Origin of the sequence: Hymenobacter fastidiosus, assembly GCF_039539565.1 — a bacterium.
Taxonomy (GTDB): domain Bacteria; phylum Bacteroidota; class Bacteroidia; order Cytophagales; family Hymenobacteraceae; genus Hymenobacter; species Hymenobacter fastidiosus.
On record NZ_BAABDJ010000007.1, the window covers coordinates 97,422 to 115,116 of the forward strand.

General features: G+C 59.0%; 15 protein-coding genes. 4 read left to right on the plus strand and 11 right to left on the minus strand.

Going from position 1 to position 17,695, the window contains the following annotated elements; all coding sequences use genetic code 11:
• Window positions 1–62: 62 nt before the first annotated feature.
• From ABD833_RS05370 to ABD833_RS05400, 7 genes are all read right to left on the minus strand, one after another.
• Entirely contained in the window at window positions 63–1,493 is a 1,431-nt protein-coding gene (locus ABD833_RS05370) for a Glu/Leu/Phe/Val family dehydrogenase (RefSeq protein WP_345071477.1), read from the minus strand.
• A 295-nt stretch (window positions 1,494–1,788) separates the two neighbouring features.
• Window positions 1,789–3,573 carry an acyl-CoA dehydrogenase family protein gene (locus tag ABD833_RS05375; RefSeq protein ID WP_345071478.1) on the minus strand — a complete coding sequence of 595 codons (1,785 nt, stop codon included), beginning with the start codon at window positions 3,571–3,573 and terminating at the stop codon, window positions 1,789–1,791.
• Between the two features lie 261 nt (window positions 3,574–3,834).
• Window positions 3,835–5,013 (minus strand): acetyl-CoA C-acyltransferase, encoded by a 1,179-nt coding sequence (locus ABD833_RS05380; protein ID WP_345071479.1) that lies wholly within the window; start codon window positions 5,011–5,013, stop codon window positions 3,835–3,837.
• A gap of 51 nt (window positions 5,014–5,064) precedes the next feature.
• Window positions 5,065–5,424, minus strand: a complete 360-nt coding sequence (locus ABD833_RS05385) for a four helix bundle protein (protein WP_345071480.1) — start codon at window positions 5,422–5,424, stop codon at window positions 5,065–5,067.
• Window positions 5,425–5,463: 39 nt separating this feature from the next.
• Window positions 5,464–7,872, minus strand: coding sequence for a 3-hydroxyacyl-CoA dehydrogenase/enoyl-CoA hydratase family protein (locus ABD833_RS05390; RefSeq protein WP_345071481.1), 2,409 nt, complete (start codon window positions 7,870–7,872; stop codon window positions 5,464–5,466).
• Between the two features lie 141 nt (window positions 7,873–8,013).
• On the minus strand, window positions 8,014–8,493 hold the full coding sequence (locus ABD833_RS05395; protein WP_345071483.1) for a MarR family winged helix-turn-helix transcriptional regulator: 480 nt from the start codon (window positions 8,491–8,493) through the stop codon (window positions 8,014–8,016).
• Window positions 8,494–8,626: 133 nt separating this feature from the next.
• Complete coding sequence (locus ABD833_RS05400) at window positions 8,627–10,405, minus strand: AMP-dependent synthetase/ligase (protein WP_345071484.1); 1,779 nt, start codon at window positions 10,403–10,405, stop codon at window positions 8,627–8,629.
• A 234-nt stretch (window positions 10,406–10,639) separates the two neighbouring features.
• On the opposite strand from ABD833_RS05400, the gene ABD833_RS05405 reads away from it, so the two are divergent.
• The 3 genes from ABD833_RS05405 to murQ all read left to right on the plus strand — a co-directional run bounded on the left by ABD833_RS05405 (window position 10,640) and on the right by murQ (window position 13,199).
• Window positions 10,640–11,788, plus strand: a complete 1,149-nt coding sequence (locus ABD833_RS05405; protein WP_345071485.1) for a formimidoylglutamase — start codon at window positions 10,640–10,642, stop codon at window positions 11,786–11,788.
• A 122-nt stretch (window positions 11,789–11,910) separates the two neighbouring features.
• Window positions 11,911–12,180: a cytochrome b5 domain-containing protein gene (locus ABD833_RS05410; protein ID WP_345071486.1), complete on the plus strand. Its 270-nt coding sequence runs from the start codon at window positions 11,911–11,913 to the stop codon at window positions 12,178–12,180.
• A 185-nt stretch (window positions 12,181–12,365) separates the two neighbouring features.
• Window positions 12,366–13,199, plus strand: a complete 834-nt coding sequence (gene murQ, locus ABD833_RS05415) for an N-acetylmuramic acid 6-phosphate etherase (RefSeq protein WP_345071487.1) — start codon at window positions 12,366–12,368, stop codon at window positions 13,197–13,199.
• A gap of 353 nt (window positions 13,200–13,552) precedes the next feature.
• Here the strand turns inward: murQ and ABD833_RS05420 are convergent, their stop codons facing one another.
• Entirely contained in the window at window positions 13,553–13,945 is a 393-nt protein-coding gene (locus ABD833_RS05420) for a hypothetical protein (protein ID WP_345071488.1), read from the minus strand.
• A 201-nt stretch (window positions 13,946–14,146) separates the two neighbouring features.
• Here ABD833_RS05420 and ABD833_RS05425 point away from each other — a divergent pair, with 201 nt between their 5' ends.
• Complete coding sequence (locus ABD833_RS05425; RefSeq protein WP_345071490.1) at window positions 14,147–14,713, plus strand: hypothetical protein; 567 nt, start codon at window positions 14,147–14,149, stop codon at window positions 14,711–14,713.
• Window positions 14,714–14,886: 173 nt separating this feature from the next.
• Here the strand turns inward: ABD833_RS05425 and ABD833_RS05430 are convergent, their stop codons facing one another.
• The 3 genes from ABD833_RS05430 to era form a co-directional block, all read right to left on the minus strand.
• The gene (locus ABD833_RS05430; protein ID WP_345071492.1) at window positions 14,887–15,150 is read right to left on the minus strand and encodes a hypothetical protein; all 264 of its coding nucleotides are present in this window, start codon (window positions 15,148–15,150) and stop codon (window positions 14,887–14,889) included.
• Between the two features lie 152 nt (window positions 15,151–15,302).
• On the minus strand, window positions 15,303–16,625 hold the full coding sequence (gene der / locus ABD833_RS05435; protein WP_345071493.1) for a ribosome biogenesis GTPase Der: 1,323 nt from the start codon (window positions 16,623–16,625) through the stop codon (window positions 15,303–15,305).
• A gap of 164 nt (window positions 16,626–16,789) precedes the next feature.
• Complete coding sequence (gene era / locus ABD833_RS05440) at window positions 16,790–17,689, minus strand: GTPase Era (RefSeq protein ID WP_345071494.1); 900 nt, start codon at window positions 17,687–17,689, stop codon at window positions 16,790–16,792.
• Window positions 17,690–17,695 lie beyond the last annotated feature (6 nt).

A 17,695-nucleotide genomic window follows, 5' to 3' on the forward strand; every position in this document is an offset into this window, starting at 1 on the left:
CAGCAAGGCCGCTCCTGAGCTCAGGAGCGGCCTTGCTATATCGGCACTTACACTCCGGCCGATTACGGGAAGATGCCCAGCGACTGGTAGCTCACGCCAACTTTTTCAATGGCGGAATAGAAAGCGGCCGTACGCAGATCGTCGATACCTTCTACCTCGTTCATCACTTTGCGAATAGACTGGTAGGCGACAATCATGGTATCCTCCAGCCCGGAGCGGACAAGGTCTATTTCATCGGCCCCGTGCACAATCAGCAGCCGTTCTTCGGGCGTGACGGTTTTCCCGGTCGTGCGCTCAATAGTTTCCACCAGGCGGCGCATGGCATTTTCCTCGGCCCGCTTGCCCATACGGCCGAAGCGCACATTAGACAAATTTTTCAGCCACTCAAAGTAGGATACCGTTACGCCACCGGCGTTCAGGTACAGGTCGGGCAGAATGACGATGCCCCGCGCCACCAGGATTTTCTCGGCGCTCTGAGTTGTCGGCCCGTTGGCACCTTCGGCAATAATTCTGGCCTTGATGTTAGCGGCGTTGCCCTCATGAATCTGATTTTCCAGAGCGGCCGGCAGGAGCACGTCGCACTCATATTCGAGCAGATCCAGGGAGTTGGTTACATCCTGAGCGCCTTCGAAGCCCAGCACGGAACCCGTTTCCTCCCGGTGCTTGAACACGGCCGCGACATCGAGGCCATTGGCATTGAAAATACCTCCTTCGCGCTCCGCAATACCGGTAATAATGGCTCCGGCGGCCTGACAGAAGTGGGCGGCGTAGTAGCCTACGTTGCCCAGGCCCTGCACAATGATACGCTTGCCTCGGATACCAGGCGTCAGGCCGGTTTTCTGCACCATGGGCTCATCGAGCAGCAGCTCGCGCAGGCCGTAGAACACCCCCAGACCCGTCGCCTCGGTCCGCCCCCGAATACCGCCCTGGCCCACCGGCTTGCCGGTTACGCAGCCCAGGGCATTCGTGTCGCCGTATTTGAAGGTCATGTAGGTGTCCGCAATCCAGGCCATTTCGCGGCTGCCGGTGCCGTAGTCGGGGGCCGGCACATCCATCCCTGGCCCGATAAGGTTCTTCTTGATCAGCTCACTGGCGTAGCGGCGCGTCACGCGCTCCAGCGTTTGCACGGACGTGGTGCGCGGGTTTATTTTCACCCCGCCCTTAGCCCCGCCGAAGGGCACATCCACGAGGGCGCACTTGAAAGTCATGAGCGTAGCCAGGGCCATGACTTCCTCCTCATCGACATACACGCTGTAGCGGATGCCACCCTTGCTGGGCAGTTTGTGGTGACTGTGCTGCACCCGGATGCCTTCGAACACCTGCACGTGGCCATCTACCTCCACCGGGAAATTCACCTTGTAGATGCTGTTGCAGGCCCGGATCTGGGCAATAATGCCAGGATCCAGCTTGGAGAAGCTCGCCGCGCGGTCGTAAAACTGCAGCACGCTCTCGTAAAAGTCCTTGCCCTTTACCTGCTCGTTGGTATTGGTCATATCTGGTGGGAGTTAGGAAGTGGAGTATTCCTATGCAAACGGCCGGCAAGGTTCCGGCGTTGCGTGTAAAAGCCCGACCGACCGGCCCAGGTAGTCTGGCCTGGGGCTGCCGGCCATTTGTCGGGCCGTTGCCCATCCTACTCCTTCCAAAAGCAGCAAGCCGCCCCCGGTTTCGGGAGCGGCTTGCTGCTTACTCAGAATTTCAGAACTGGTCGGAGAGCGGAACGGCGGCCTGCCAGCAGCCGACTACAAAATCCGACCAATCCGAAAAATCCGGACGAATCCGTGGTTCAGATTAATACACGTACTCGTTGGCGGCAATCTGCTTGTCGGCAATGCGACGACGGGCTTCCTTGGCGTTGTACAGGTCGGCTTTGGTGAAGCGCTTCAGGCCCATGGCCAGCAGCTTCTGCTCATCGCCTTCGGTCATGGAGGCCAGAGCATCCTTACCGGCTTTGTTCACGAGGTCCACCGTGTCGTAGAGGTACACGCGGGCAATGTCGATTTGGGTCGAAACGGCTTCTTCACCCTGGGCGGCAGCTTCCTTCTCCACGCGCAGCACGGTGCTTTCGGCCGTGTACACCTTGATGGCCATGTCGGCAATGTTCATCAGCACTTCCTGCTCTTTGGCCAGCGAGTTCATGTACTTCTGCACGGCCGTGCCGGCTACCAGCAGGATGGCCTTCTTGAGCTTGCCAATAGTCTTTTTCTCGGCGGCGAACAGGCCGGTTTCCTCTTCGGTGTTGAAGTCCGGAATGGCCATCAGCTCGGCCTGCACGGCCTGGGCCGGGCCCATCAGGTCCAGCTCGCCTTTCATGGCCTTCTTCAGGATCATGTCGACGGCCAGCATGCGGTTGATTTCGTTCGTGCCCTCGAAGATGCGGTTGATGCGCGAATCCCGGTAGGCACGGTCCATCGGGTAGTCGGCCGAGAAGCCGTAGCCGCCGTAGATCTGCACGCCTTCATCCACCACGTAGTCGAGCACTTCGGAGCCTTCCACTTTCAGAATGGCGCACTCCACGGCAAACTCGCGGGCGGCGCCCAGCAAAGCTTCGTTGTGGCTCTGCCCCTGGCTGAGCAGCTCCTGCTCCATGCGGGCAATGTCCATCCCGGCACGGTAGATAGCCGACTCCACGGCGTAGATGCGGATGGTCTGCTGGGCCAGCTTGTACTTGATGGCACCGAACTTGGCAATCGGCATCTTGAACTGCACCCGCTCGTTGGCGTATTTCACGCTCAGTGTGGCCGCCATTTTGGTAGCGCCCAGGCAGGCCGCGGCCAGCTTGATGCGGCCGATGTTCAGAATATTGAAGGCAATCAGGTGGCCCTTGCCGATTTCGCCCAGCACGGCTTCCTTGCCTACTTTCACGTCGGAGAGGAATACCTGGCGGGTCGAGGAACCCTTGATGCCCATCTTGTGCTCCTCATTGCCCAGGCTCAGGCCGGGCGTGTCGCGCTCCACGATGAAGCCGGTGAACTTATCACCATCCACCTGGGCAAACACGATGAACACGTCGGCGAAGCCGCCGTTGGTAATCCACATTTTCTGGCCGTTCAGCACGTAGCCGCCGTCTTCCGTCGGCATGGCTTTGGTCTTGGCGCCGAGGGCGTCGGAACCGGAGCCGGGCTCGGTGAGGCAGTAGGCGCCCATCAGCTCGCCGTTGGTGAGGCCGGGCAGATACTTGGCTTTCTGCTCGTCGTTGCCGAAGTACAGAATGGGCAGCATGGCAATGCCAGTGTGGGCCGCGAAGGCTACCGGAAACGAGTGGCCGCCCCCCACGCCTTCGGTCACGCGGAGCGAAGTGGTGAAGTCCATATCCAGGCCGCCGAACTGCTCGGGCATGCTCACGCCAAACAAGCCCAGCTGACCGGCTTTTTCCATCAGGCCGCGCATCAGGCCTTCCTCGTGGTTATCGAGGCGGTCCAGCAGCGGATGCACTTCCTTATCCACGAAGTCCAGCGCGGTCTGGTGCATCATGTTCTGCTCCTCCGAGAAGTCGGCGGGCGTGAACACATCCTGGGCGTCGGTGTCCTTGATGATGAACTCGCCGCCTTTTACAAGCTTGTTGATTACTTCCATGACTGAGGGAGTTTTTGAGGTTGGTTTTTGAAGTCGAAAGAAGGGGCAAACTGTTCGGCTTGCCGAGTATTAACACCGCTGGAGGCGGTAAGGTTAAGTACCGAAAGATACAAATTTATGTTATGCTTGCCGAGTACTTTGCGAAAAGAAAACCCCGGTTGCGCGGGGTTTTGATGCAACGCGAAGTTTCACTTCGCGACTCGCAGCCAAATCGTTAAACGGAATTGTGCTGCCGGTCGCGAAGTGAAACTTTGCGTCACCTTACTTCAGCAGCTCGTAGATACCGGCCACGCCCTGGCCGCCGCCTACGCAGGCGGTTACCATGCCGTACTTCTTGCCCTGCGCCCGCAGCTCGTGGAAGAGCTGGATGCTGAGCTTAGCACCCGAGCAGCCCAGCGGGTGGCCGAGGGCAATGGCGCCGCCGTTCACGTTCACCTTGCTCTGGTCCATGTCCAGCTCGCGCATCACGGCCAGCGACTGGGACGCAAAGGCTTCGTTCAGCTCGAACAGGTCAATGTCGCCCAGCTTCATGCCGGCCTGCTTCAGCGCTTTCGGAATGGCTTTGATCGGGCCCATGCCCATGATGCGCGGGTCGATGCCCTCGGTGGCGTAAGTGACCATGCGGGCAATAGGCTCCAGGTTCAGCTCCTTCACCATCCGCTCCGACATGACGATGACGAAGGCGGCGCCGTCGGAAGTCTGCGACGAGTTGCCGGCCGTAACCGAGCCGTTGGCCGCGAAAACCGGGCGCAGCTTGCCCAGCGCTTCCAGCGACGTATCGGCGCGGGGACCTTCGTCGGTATCAACGACGTAGGAGCGGGTTTTCTTTTTGCCGGTGGCCTGATCGAGGTAGGTTTCCTCCACCGTCACGGGCACAATCTGCTCCTTGAACTTGCCCGCCTGAATGGCTTTGATGGCTTTCTGGTGGGAGTTGTAGGAAAACAGATCCTGGTCTTCGCGGCTGATTTTGTAGTCCTGGGCCACGGCTTCGGCAGTGAGGCCCATGCCGAGGTAGTAGTCGGGGTGCTCCTTGGCCAGCTTGTAGTTGGGCACGGTTTTCCAGCCTACAGTAGGCACCAAACTCATGCTTTCAGTACCACCGGCTACGATACAGTCGGCCATGCCGGCGGCAATCTTACCGGCGGCCATGGCAATGGTTTCGACGCCCGAGCCGCAGTAGCGGTTCACAATCAGACCCGACACGTTCATCGGCAAGGCCAGCAACGAAATCAAACGGCCCATCTGCAGGCCCTGTTCGGCTTCCGGCACGGCATTGCCGACGATAACGTCGTCGATGCGGGTAGGGTCCAGCGCGGGCACCGAGGCCACCAGGTGCTTGATGACGTCGGCGGCGAGGTCATCGGGACGAGTGAAGCGGAAACCGCCACGGTTGGCCTTGCCCACGGCCGTGCGGTAACCGGCTACGATATATGCGTTCATTATTTTGAGTATTGAGTAGTGAGACGTGAGTAGTTAGATGAAGTTCTAGAGCTACTCCTTTTCGGTCAGAGACTTCTGTAAACCAAATAGCATTTTCTGCAATTCATTGAGTTCTATGGAAATAGTATTGAGACTTTCGACCGAGATATAGCCAAACGAATTGGCGAGTAGCAACTGTGTTTCCAGTTCGTAAGCCGAACCATTGGCAATTGCCAGAAACTGCCGGAATTCAAGCTTCGAATTCCGGCCAGCACCCTCCGCAATGTTAGAAGGCATTGAAACCGCTGCCCGCCGCATCTGTGAAACCAAGCCAAACCGTTCATTGTCCGGAAAGCCTGCGCAAAGCCGGTAGGTGAGTTTCGTGATGCTCATTGCCTTCTGCCATACCTTTAGTTCTTTGTACTGGTGCATGGCGCGAAAGTCTCAATACTCAATACCAACTACTCAATACTAGTTGCGCAACGGCTTGCCGGTGGTCAGAATGCTCTGAATCCGCTCCAGCGTTTTCCGCTCGCCGGTCAGGCTCAGGAAGGCTTCGCGCTCCAGGTCGAGCAGGTACTGCTCGCTTACTTCGGTGGGGCTGCTCAGGTCGCCGCCGCACATGATGTAGGCCAGCTTGTTGGCAATCTTCACGTCGTGGTCGGAGATGTAGCGGCCTTCCTTCATGGCCGAAACGCCGGTCATGAACATGCCCAACGCGCCTTTGCCGTGCACCTTGATATTGGTTTTCTGGATCGGCTGGGTGTAGCCGTCTTCGGCCAGCTCAATGGCCGCGGCTTTGGCCTGGGCCAGCACGCGGTTGCTGTTCACCACGATTTCGTCGCCGCGGCGCATAAAGCCCAGGTCGAAGGCTTCAGCGGCGGAGGTCGACACCTTGGCGGTGCTGATGGTCATGAACGTGTTGCGGATCAGGTTGTACTCCGGCTCGCCGTCCTCGTAGCGGGCCGCAGTGCGCAGGGTCATTTCCTTGGTGCCACCGCCGCCCGGAATCAGGCCCACGCCGAATTCCACCAGGCCCATGTAGGTTTCGGCCGCCGCCACCACGCGGTCGGCGTGCAGGTTCAGCTCGCAGCCGCCGCCCAGCGTGAGGCCGTGCGGGGCGCTGACCACCGGGATGCTGCTGTAGCGCATCCGCATCATGGCCTGCTGGAACTGCGAAATCATCAGGTTCAGCTCGTCGTACTCCTGATCCAGCGCGAACATGTACACCAGGCCCAGGTTGGCCCCGGCCGAGAAGTTCGGGCCATCGTTGCCGACCACCAGACCGCGGAAATCCTTTTCGGCAATTTCCACGCCCTTGAGCAGACCCTGAATAACGTCGGAGCCCAGCGCGTTCATCTTGGAGTGGAATTCCACGTTCAGAATACCGTCGCCCAGGTCGAGTACCGAAGCCCCGGCATTTTTCCACACCACCTTGCCGGTAGCGCGCAGGTTGTCGAGAATGATGAAGTTCTCCACGCCCGGAATGGCCTGGTAAGACTTCGAGTCGATATCGTAGAACTGCTTGGCGCCCTGCTCGCTCACCTGGTAGAAGGTGGTGTGGCCGGCGGCCAGCATTTCCTGCACCCACGGGGCCACGGTCTTGCCTTCAGCCTGGGCTATTTCCAGGCCTTTCTGCACGCCCAGGGCGTCCCAGGTTTCAAACGGGCCCAGCTCCCAGCCAAAGCCGGCCCGCAGGGCGTCGTCAATCTTGTAGAGCGAGTCGGTGATTTCCGGAATGCGGTTGCTCACGTAGGCAAACAGGCCGGCGAAGGTCTTGCGGTAAAAGTCGCCGGCTTTGTCTTTGCCCGCGGCCAGCACTTTAAAGCGGTCGGCCAGCTTCTCAATGGGCTTGGTGGCTTCCAGGGTGGCAAACTTCACCTTGGCGCCGGGCTTGTATTCCAGCGTGTTCAGATCGAGGGCCTGGATTTCGGACTTGCCGCCTTCGCCCTTCACTTTCTTGTAGAAGCCCTGGCCGGTTTTGTCGCCGAGCCACTTGTTCTCGCCCATCTTTTTGAGGAAGTCGGGCAGCTGGAACACGTCTTTGGCTTCGTCGTTGGGCAGGCCCTGGGCCAGGCCGTTGGCCACGTTCATAAGCGTATCGAGGCCCACCACGTCGGAGGTGCGGAAGGTGGCCGACTTGGCGTGGCCGATAACCGGGCCGGTCAGTTTGTCTACTTCCTCCACCGTGAGGCCGAGCCTGGTCATCACCTGCAGCACGTCGAGAATGGCGAAAACGCCCACCCGGTTGGCAATGAAGGCCGGCGTGTCCTTGGCCAGCACCGTGGTTTTGCCCAGGTACAAGTCGCCGTAGTGCATCAGAAAATCAACCACCGCCTGATCCGTGTGCGGCGTCGGAATGATTTCGAGCAGCTTCAGGTAGCGCGGCGGGTTGAAGAAGTGCGTGCCGCAGAAGTATTTCCTGAAATCGTCGGAGCGGCCTTCCGTCATCAGATGAATCGGAATGCCGCTGGTGTTGGAGGTAATCAGCGTACCGGGCTTGCGGAACTGCTCCACCCGCTCAAACAAGCTCTTTTTGATGTCGAGCCGCTCCACCACCACCTCAATCGTCCAGTCGCAGCCGGCAATTTCCTGGAGGTTGTCGTCGAAGTTGCCGGTTTTGATGCGCGCGGCATCCGGCTTGCGGTACAGCGGCGACGGATTGGCCGCCACGGCTGCCTGCAGCGAGGCATTCACGATGCGGTTTTTCACCGCCGGGTTGTCGAGCTTCAATCCTTTCGCTTCCTCGGCGGGCAGCAGCTCTTTGGGGGCAATGTCGAGCAGCAGCACCTGCACGCCGATGTTGGCGAAGTGGCACGCGATGCGCGAGCCCATCACACCGGAGCCCAGCACGGCTACTTTTTTGATGTTACGATTCATTCTTAGGGAATGAGGGGTGAGAAATGAAAGATTCTGAAGTGGCAACGCCGGCCAAAGGGCGCGTCATGACGAGTTTACGACGGCCCATAAGTAGCGCACGAATGAAAGCAGCCCCACCAAAAGCGGCCTACCCCATTAAGGCTAGGCCGCGGACGGTTCGGAACGCAGAGGCTTTGGCTTGAACGTCTCGAAAAGGGTTTTGCCCTCGATCATGCCGGTGATCTGGCCGACTACTTTGAAGAATACGGTCAGCTCGCTCTGCGGGATTTTGTCGCGCACCAGCAGGTTGAAGTGGCGCACGGTCTGGCGGGATGTTTCCTTTTTCTGCAGGCCATCCTCGGTCAGGAAGATGCGCACCGAGCGCTTATCCTGGGTATCGGCCTGCTTGTAGATGAGGCCCTTTTCCTCCATGCTGCGCAGAATGCGGGTGAGCGAGCGGGTTTCAAGGCCTAGCAGCGGCGCGATTTTGGTGGCCGGCGTTCCGTTTTCCTGGTCTATATTCAACAGCACAAAGCCAATGCTCGTCGTGATGTCGTGCTTGGCGGCCTGGGTATTGTACATGCGCGAAATGGCATGCCAGGCTACTTTAATGTTGTAATCGACGGTTTCTTCGGGAGTCATAGCGGCAATAGAAGTCCGGTAAACATACAAATAATATGTTATGCTTGCATACTAGTTCGGGAGAAAAAGGTTTGGGGCCACGGAGAGAATATCCCGTGGCCCCAAACCTTTTTTCGGCCGGTACCGGCTGGTTCTACCGCCGGTCGTCGTGGTGGTACAGGCCTTCGATAACAGCCTTGTTATTCTCGCTGATAATCTTGCGCTTCACCTTCATGGTGGGCGTCATCTCGCCGGTTTCCACAGTCCAGAGGCTGGGCAGCAGGGCAATCTTCTTCACCTGCTCCCACTGGGCGAAGCTCTGGTTGTACTTCTTCACCAGGTCTTCGTACATCCCCACCACTTTTTCCTTTTTGATCAGCTCCTCGTTCGAGCAGTTGCTGTCGACGCCATTGCGCTTGCACCAGCCTTTCAGGTCGTCGAAGTTGGGGATGACCAGGGCAGACGGGAACTTCTGGTCGGCGCCGACCACCATGGCCTGCTCCACCAGCGGCGACTCCTTGAGCTTGCCCTCAATCACCTGCGGGGCAATGTACTTGCCGCCGGAAGTTTTGAACATCTCCTTTTTGCGGTCGGTGATCTTCAGGAATTTCCCTTCCACCAGCTCGCCGATGTCGCCGGTGTGGAACCAGCCGTCGGCATCAAACTCCTTGGCCGTCAGCTCGGGCTGGTTGTAGTAGCCTTTCATCACCGACTCCGACTTGGTCAGAATCTCGCCGTCGGCGGCGATTTTCACCTGGGTGTTGTCGATGACGGGGCCGACGGTGCCAATCATGTTGTTTTCGGGCTCGAAACCGCCCACGGCAATCACGGGGGAGGTTTCGGTGAGGCCATAGCCTTCCATCACCCGGATGCCGGCGGCCCAGAACACCCGCGCCAGCCGGGGCTGCAGCGCGCCGCCCCCACTCACAATGCAGCGCAGGTTGCCGCCCAGGGCTTCGCGCCACTTATTAAAGATGAGCTTGTTGGCCAGCGCCAGCTGCGCGTTATACAGGAAGCCGTGGCTTTTCTGGTTGTCATACTTCAACCCCAGATCCAGGGCCCAGAAAAACAGACCCTTTTTCGCGCCTTCCAGGGCGTGGCCCTTGGCCACGATCTTGTCGTACACTTTCTCCAGCAGGCGCGGTACGGTGGTGAAGATTTCAGGCTTCACCTCGCGCAGGTTGTCGGCAATGACTTCCATGCTCTCGGCGTAGTAGATGCTTACTCCGTTGAACATGTAGAGGTAGGTAACCATCCGCTCGAAGATGTGGCAGAGCGGCAGGAAGCTCAGGGCTTTGTCGGTGGCCGTGACAGGGACGAAGCGCTGGGAGTTGCGGCAGTTGCTCAGGATGTTGTTGTGGCTGAGCATGACGCCCTTGGGGCTGCCAGTGGTGCCGCTGGTGTAGATGATGGTGAACAGATCATCGGGCTGCACGGCGGCTTTGAGCGGCTCCAGCGTGGCCGAGTCGCCTTTTTTACCCATGTCGAGCAGCTCGCTGAAGTGGCGGGCACCTTCTACCTTGTCGAAGGTGAAGACGTGTTTCACCTCGGCCAGGTCGGCGGTAGCTTCTTTCACTTTGGTGTAGAGCGCCTTATCGGCCACGAATACGGCTTTCACCCCGGCATCCTGGAAGATGTACTTGTAGTCCTCGACCGTGATACTGGGATACATCGGCACGCTGGTAGCCCCGATCTGGGCGATACCGAAGTCAGCGAACATCCATTCGGGCCGGTTCATGGAAATGAGGGCGACCTTGTCGTTTTTCTGAATTCCCAGCGCCAGCAGGCCCAGGCTGACCTGATTAGCCGTTTCCTGCACTTGCTGGGTACTTATTTTTTGCCAGGTTCCATTGATTTTGGCCGCCAGACAATCGGCTTGGGGCGTGGTAGCCAGCTGGTGGGCCAGGATGTCAAACGAACGACGAACTTCCATGTTCAGAAAAATACAGAGGGTGGGAAAAGCGGAAAGGCAGACGCAGATAGGGCGGATCAGCAGCTCAGGTGCTGGATAATATTGCGCAGACCGGCCGGAAAAGGCTGCTTAAATAAATAGATTTTTTGCCGCAAACCCTATTTATGCGGCAGGTGGCCTTTTCTCCCAACGGCAGAACCCGCGGAGGGGTGGCCGCTTTTGCGTAGTTTTGTTGACCTGCTCTTTCCGCGCCCGATGAATCTGGCCATCTTCTTTGATCCGCTCCGCGAGGAGCTTACGGCCGCTTCGGCGGCTTCTACTACGCTGGCGAATTACGCCACGCGCTTCCAGGAAACCTTCCCGGACTGGCGCGCCGCCGATCTGGCCCTCATCGGGCTGGATGAGTGGCGCGGTAGTGCTGCCGGAGCGCCGGCCACGCACGGCGCCGACGAAGTGCGCCGCCGCTTTTACCAGCTGCAGAAGGGCTCCGGCTCTGTTCGTTTGGTCGATTTGGGTAATCTGCGGCCTGGTCTCACGCTGGAAGACACTTACCTGCGGCTGCGCGAAATCATCGGCACGCTGCTGGAGCACAACACGGTGCCGATTCTGCTCGGCGGCAGCCACGACCTCGACTACGGGCAGTTTCTGGCCTACGAAAACCTGGACCGCCCCGTGAGCTTTGCCACCGTCGATTCGCACGTCGATATGGCCGAGCACGACACGGCCGCACCCGAAGCGGCCCACCTGCGGCGCATTCTGATGCACGAGCCCAGCTTCCTGTTCAACTTCGCCCAGCTGGCCCACCAGCAGTATCTGGTAGCGGCCGACGTGCTGGCGGCGCTGGAAAAGCTGCACTTCGAAACCCTCCGGCTGGGGCAGGTGCGCGACGATATCCGCCAGGCGGAGCCCTTGTTGCGCCAGGCCGATTTCGTGAGCTTCGACGTGGCGGCGCTGCGCTGGAACGATGCCCCCGCCTATTCTCCCGCCAACCCCTTTGGGCTCACCAACGAGGAAGCCGCCAAGTTGGCCTGGTACGCCGGGCATAACGACCAGCTCAGCTCCTTCGGCCTCTACGGCTACCGCCCGGACTACGACGTGCAGGGCCTGGCCGCCAGTACGCTGGCCACCATGCTCTGGTATTTTGTGGAAGGCTACTACCACCGCCGGGGCGAAACCGACTTCCAGAGCCGCCGCTTTATCCGGTACGCCGTGGGCCTGCCCGGCTCCCCGGCCAAGCTGGTATTCTACAAGGCCAAGCGCACGGAAAAATGGTGGCTGGAAGTGGAAAGCATGGCTAACAGCGACATCAAGCGCATCGTGCCGTGCAGCTACGAAGACTACTTCCGGGCCGCCCAGGGTGACCTACCCAACCGTTGGATTCTGACCCAGGCGCTGCTGGGATGAGTTGCCTGTTGCCAGTTGCCAGTTGCCAGTTGCCGGTTGCCAGTTGCCGGTTGCCGGTTGCCAGTTCGTCTTACTGTCATGGAAAGGCTTTTTGGGGTCTTTTTTTTAAAATTTTCCTTCCTATGATTCTGGCAACGGGCAACTCCCAACTCACAACTGAATTACCCGAATACACGCGGGCCCAGCTGGCGCTGCGCAACGGGCAGGACCGGGACGAAATCTGGGTGGGCTACCAGGGCGTGATTTACGATGTCACCAGCTCGCGGCTGTGGCGGCGCGGCAACCATTACGAGCACTGGGCCGGCCAGGACCTGACCCGGGAGCTGCAGAAAGATGCGCCTCATACCGAGCACGTTTTCGACAAGTTCCACGCTGTAGGCCGTCTGAAGTAATTAGAAAAGCGTAGTACCCAAGAATCACCTGTCATCCTGAGCTTGCGAAGGACCGGCCTCTGATACCCTGAAATCTCTTTGCAACGCCTCAATCAGAGCCAGCATTAAAAGGCGCTTGCTGCTGCTAAAAGAGGAAGGTTCTTCGCAAGCTCAGGATGACAGCTCCGTTATAATTATCCATATAGATGAGCGTCAACACCACACCTCACCACTCCCCACCCGTGTCCACCGAAAGCCCCTCCCTCTTCAACCACCTCGAAACCCTTTCTACCCGCGAGCTGCTGGCCGGCATCAACAGCGTGGACCAGACGGTGCCGCAGGTGGTGGCCCGGGCGTTGCCGCAGATTGAGGCGCTGGTCGAAGCCACGGTGGTGCGGTTGCAGCGCGGGGGGCGGCTGTTCTACATCGGCGCCGGTACGAGCGGACGACTGGGCATCCTGGATGCCTCGGAATGCCCGCCCACGTTTGGCGTACCGGCCGGGTTGGTGGTCGGCATCATCGCCGGGGGCGACTCCGCCATTCGCAAGGCGGTGGAAAATGCCGAAGACGACCCGCAGCAGGCCTGGCGCGACTTGGCGGCCTATACTATTACTGCCGATGACATCCTCGTGGGCATTGCCGCTTCGGGCCGCACGCCCTACGTGGTGGGGGGTATGGCTTTGGCTCGTCGTCATGGCATTGCTACCGGCTGCATCGTGTGCAACCCCGATTCGGCCGTGGCCGCCGTGGCTGACTATCCGGTGGAAGTGGTTACGGGGCCGGAATTCGTGACGGGCAGTACGCGCCTGAAGGCCGGCACAGCCCAAAAGCTGGTGCTCAACATGCTCACCACGGCTACCATGATCCGGCTGGGCAAGGTGAAAGGCAACAAGATGGTGGACATGCAGCTCTCCAACCTCAAGCTCGTGGACCGGGGCGAAAAGATGATCATGGACGAGCTGGGCATTGAGCAGGACGAAGCGGCGTCGCTGCTGAAGCAGCACGGGTCGGTACGGGCGGCCATTGAGGCACGGAAGTAACCCCGGACCGTTGCTCCCGCAGCCCTTCAGCGACTAATGTAGCAGGCGCCGCTTCGTAGTCTTGGCCGCCAGGTGGCCCCTGGCGGTCGGGGCCAGGCCGGTTTGCGTCAAGGGGGGCAGCATCTTTACAGCGGTTTTGTGAACGGGGTGGCTGCCGGCCCGGCGGCTACCAGCCGTCGGGCCGGTCGTCGCTTGCGCCATGCCGCCTGAACAGCGTTAGCGAACGGCAACCGGCCCGACGGCTGAAAAAGCCGCCGGACCGGGACACTCACCGTTCGCGAAGCTGCTATAGCGGCCCGTGAACCCTCCGTACCGGCGTAGCGGCACTTCTGGACGAGCCAACCTGTAACTGGCTACGAGAACAGGCCAGCCGTATGCGCGGCTCGAATCAGGTCGGGGGCGGTTTTGAGCGCCACCAGTACGAACCGCTTCGCCGATTCTTTACCCTCATCCTTGCTGACCTCCCGGGATTCTTCAAGCACGAACTCTGCCATCGTTTTAAACACCTGAATTAGTGTCTCCCGCCTGGGGTGGTCGGCGTGCAGCAGTTCCTGGGCCAGCACGAGCTGGGCTCTGATTTTCCCGCGCCGCGAACTGAACACCGAGTCGTTTTCTACATGCGGCCGGATGCGCTCCACCAGCTCCAGCAGTGGCAGCAGGCGCACCACCGTTGCCGCGGCCGCGCCCGTGAGCCGCTCCCGCTTGCGGACCTGCCCGGCCGCTCCTTCGTCTGTATCTGAATGCATCTATCCGTAGTCAGGGGCCGGCCCCGCCGCCCGCCCATAAAAGTACCCGAAAAAGGAATTTGCTACCGCCCGCCCCACTCCCATCAGCGTAGTAGGGTGTAGACCGGGCACGACAAGGACCATCCCTCCCTCTCTATCCCGGAGCTTTTTCCGCTGTCGGTTGTTGCTTCCTTATCCGTTTACCCTTAGCCGCGTCCTACCGTGCATACCATTGAGCCGCACTACAACTGGATTGACCAGTACTCCGCTTCCGAAGACCCCCGCTCCCCGCTCTTCGAAGCTGAAAACAGCCTTGAGACCTTCACCAACACCATCTACGGCTACTACATCCATCCGCAGTGGGACAGCCTTGACTCTGAGACGCTGTTCCTGAAAATCCTGTTCGTGGATTACGACGAAGGCATCGGTATCATTGAGCTGATCGGGGAATGGAACGACGCCATCGAAAACGACGTGATGCGGCTCAAGCGCAACATCGTGGACGTGATGGTGCACGAAGGCATCCGTAAGTTTATTCTGGTGGGCGAAAACGTGTTCAACTTCCACGGCTCCGACGATTCGTACTACGAAGAGTGGTTCGAGGACGTGGAAGACGGCTGGGTTGCGGGCGTCAACTTCGCCGAGCACGTGATTCGCGAAATGCGCCAGTACAACGTGGATAACTACGTGAACTTCGGCGGCCAGCTCGACGAGCTACCGTGGCGCACCTACGAGCCCCGCAAGCTGTTCAAGGCCGTGGATAAAATCATCGGCCACCGCCTGGGTTAGCATTTATACGAACAAGGTAAAGATGATACTTGCGTCGCCCATTGAACAACCAGTAGCCAACGTAGCACGCGGGAGACGCAAGTAGGCCTCTCTCCATCGTTCGTATCCTCGCACAAAAAAGAGCCTCTCCTGGACGGAGAGGCTCTTTTTTGTGCGCCTGAAAGGCTGGCAAACTACTTAACTTCCTGAGCGGGAGTCTCGGTAGCAGCTGGCATCTTGTCAGCAGCATCTTCCATAGCGTCAGCTTTAACTTCGGTAGCGTTTTCTACCGAGTCAGCACCAGCCTCGTTGCCAGCAGCTTCCATAGCGTCAGCCTGAGCTTCGCCGTTAGCTTCTACGTTCTCAGCAGCCTGCTCCATGTTCTCCTCTTTCTTGCTCTCGCAAGAAGTGAACGACAAAGAAACAGCAGCCAGGGCGAGGAAAAGAACTTTTTTCATGATAAGGGTTTGTTGGGGGAAATGAAAAATCAATTGGGAGTGAATCAGGCAGCTTGCCGCGAAATTCAGGACTTGATACCAACCTCAACAGAAGGTAACCCGGGGCCGCAAAAAAAATTTGGCCCAGCTCAGGCTGCCCGCCGGTAGGGTGATTATTTCTTGCGGAAGATGACGCCAATCGGGACGCCCTCGAAGCCGAAGTTGTCGCGCAGGCGGTTTTCGAGGTAACGCACGTAGGAGTCGCGCACGTACTGGGGTAGGTTGCAGAAGAAAGCAAACACCGGGTTGTGGGTCGGCAATTGCGTCACGTACTTGATGCGTACCATCTTGCCCTTCACCGACGGCGGCTGGTGCTCCTCAATGGCGCGCAGCATGATTTCGTTGAGCTGCGAGGTCGGGATTTTCTTGGTCTTGTTCTCGTACACCTGAATGGCCGTTTCGATGGCCTTGTGCACGCGCTGCTTGGTGAGCACCGAGGTGAAGATGATGGGCGGATAAGCAATGGGCGCAATCTTCTCCAGAATCTGCTCCTCGATTTTCTTGGTCGAGTTGGTTTCCTTGTCCTCCACCAGATCCCACTTGTTCACCAGAATCACGATGCCCTTGCGGTTCTTGTCGGCCAGGGCGATGATGTTCACGTCCTGGGCCTCAATGCCGCGGGTGGCGTCGAGCATCACGATGCAGACGTCGGACTCTTCCATGGCCCGGATCGAGCGGAGCACGGAATAGAATTCGATGTCCTCTTTCACCTTGGTCTTACGACGCAGACCAGCCGTGTCGATCAGGATGAACTCGTTGCCGAAGGCGTTGTAGCGCGTTTTGATAGCGTCGCGGGTGGTGCCGGCAATTTCGGTCACGATGGTGCGCTCCTCGCCCAGCAGCAAATTCACGAGGCTGGACTTACCCACGTTGGGGCGGCCGACCACGGCAATCTTGGGCAGGCCCTCATCCTCGGTTTCTTCCCACGGATCTTCGAAGTGCGATACCACGGCATCGAGCAGGTCGCCGGTGCCGGAGCCGCTCTGGGAGGAAATCGTGAAGATGTCGCCGTCGCCGACGCCCAAAGCGTAGAACTCGCCGGCCGCGTGGGCGCGGGCGTTGGTGTCGGCCTTGTTGGCTACGATATAAATCGGCTTTTTGCCCTGGTAGCGGCGCAGTACGTTGGCAAACTCCTCATCGAGGCCGTGCATGCCCGCGTCCACGTCAACCATGAACAAAACCACGTCGGCCTCGTCGATGGCGAGCTTCACCTGGCGGCGGATGCTTTCCTCAAACACGTCGTCGGAGCCGTGCACGTAGCCGCCGGTGTCAATCACGGTGAAGTGCTTGCCGATCCAGTCGCCGTAGCCGTAGTGCCGGTCGCGGGTGACGCCGCTCTGGTTGTCCATGATGGCCTTGCGCTGGCCAACCAAGCGGTTAAAAAGGGTGGATTTGCCCACGTTCGGGCGCCCCACAATGGCAATGGTATTCTTCATGTTGTCGACTCCAGCCGCCAGCCCGACCAAGTTTGGCAGTGCCCGGAGTAGTTAAGTGAGGGTGAGGTCGGAAAATCAATGAACAATGAGCAATTAATAATGAGCAATTGTTCAGACGTCGCTGAACGACATTGTTCATTGTTCATTATTAATTGCTCATTGAGCTACTGCTTATAGCCGAACTTATTCAGCGCCTTGGGGTCGGTGCGCCAGTTTTCGTTGACTTTGACGTAGGTTTCAAGGAAGACCTGCTTGTTGAAGAACTTCTCCATTTCTTCCCGGGCCCAGATGCCGACTTTCTTCAGCGCGGCGCCCTTCTGGCCGATGATGATGCCTTTCTGGCTGGCCCGCTCCACGTAGATGATGGCCCGGACGTGGATGATGGTTTCCTCTTCCTTGAACTCCTCGATTTCGACCTCGCAGCTGTAGGGAACCTCCTTCTTATACAGTTTGAAGATCTTCTCCCGGACCATCTCGGCGGCGAAGAAGCGCTCCGGCTTGTCGGTCATCTCGTCCTTGGGGTAGTAGGCCGGATGCTCGGGCAGGTAACCCAGAATCAGGTCCAGCAGCTCGCCGGTGCCAAACTTTTCGAGGGCCGAAATGGGCAGCACCCGGGCCGCGTTGGGTAGCTGCTCGCGCCAGTAGTCCACCTTGGCTTCCACTACGGCCTGGTCGGCCTGGTCGATTTTGTTGACCAGCAGCAGAATCGGCGTGTCCACCATCTTGCGCAGCCGCTCTACCACCGGCTCCTCATCGTGCTTTTCGTAGATGTCCGTTACGAACAGCACCACGTCGGCGTCTTCCAGGGACGAGTACACGAACGACATCATGGCGTTGTGCAGCTCGTACTTGGGCTGAATGATGCCGGGCGTGTCGGAGTACACCAGCTGGAAGTCGTCGCCGTTAAGAATGCCCAGAATGCGGTGCCGCGTGGTCTGGGCCTTGCTGGTCACGATGCTGAGCCGCTCACCCATCAGGGCGTTCATCAGCGTCGACTTGCCCACGTTGGGCTTGCCGATGATGCTCACAAAGCCGGCACGGTGCGGTTTAGGGTCGGGGGTCACGATAGA

What these genes read in the sequence shown, in the direction of transcription:
- ABD833_RS05370 (WP_345071477.1), bottom strand. Translation starts at nt 1,493, where the DNA reads ATGACCAATACCAACGAGCAGGTAAAGGGCAAGGACTTTTACGAGAGC.
- ABD833_RS05375 (WP_345071478.1), bottom strand. Translation starts at nt 3,573, where the DNA reads ATGGAAGTAATCAACAAGCTTGTAAAAGGCGGCGAGTTCATCATCAAG.
- ABD833_RS05380 (WP_345071479.1), bottom strand. Translation starts at nt 5,013, where the DNA reads ATGAACGCATATATCGTAGCCGGTTACCGCACGGCCGTGGGCAAGGCC.
- ABD833_RS05385 (WP_345071480.1), bottom strand. Translation starts at nt 5,424, where the DNA reads ATGCACCAGTACAAAGAACTAAAGGTATGGCAGAAGGCAATGAGCATC.
- ABD833_RS05390 (WP_345071481.1), bottom strand. Translation starts at nt 7,872, where the DNA reads ATGAATCGTAACATCAAAAAAGTAGCCGTGCTGGGCTCCGGTGTGATG.
- ABD833_RS05395 (WP_345071483.1), bottom strand. Translation starts at nt 8,493, where the DNA reads ATGACTCCCGAAGAAACCGTCGATTACAACATTAAAGTAGCCTGGCAT.
- ABD833_RS05400 (WP_345071484.1), bottom strand. Translation starts at nt 10,405, where the DNA reads ATGGAAGTTCGTCGTTCGTTTGACATCCTGGCCCACCAGCTGGCTACC.
- ABD833_RS05405 (WP_345071485.1), top strand. Translation starts at nt 10,640, where the DNA reads ATGAATCTGGCCATCTTCTTTGATCCGCTCCGCGAGGAGCTTACGGCC.
- ABD833_RS05410 (WP_345071486.1), top strand. Translation starts at nt 11,911, where the DNA reads ATGATTCTGGCAACGGGCAACTCCCAACTCACAACTGAATTACCCGAA.
- murQ (WP_345071487.1), top strand. Translation starts at nt 12,366, where the DNA reads ATGAGCGTCAACACCACACCTCACCACTCCCCACCCGTGTCCACCGAA.
- ABD833_RS05420 (WP_345071488.1), bottom strand. Translation starts at nt 13,945, where the DNA reads ATGCATTCAGATACAGACGAAGGAGCGGCCGGGCAGGTCCGCAAGCGG.
- ABD833_RS05430 (WP_345071492.1), bottom strand. Translation starts at nt 15,150, where the DNA reads ATGAAAAAAGTTCTTTTCCTCGCCCTGGCTGCTGTTTCTTTGTCGTTC.
- der (WP_345071493.1), bottom strand. Translation starts at nt 16,625, where the DNA reads ATGAAGAATACCATTGCCATTGTGGGGCGCCCGAACGTGGGCAAATCC.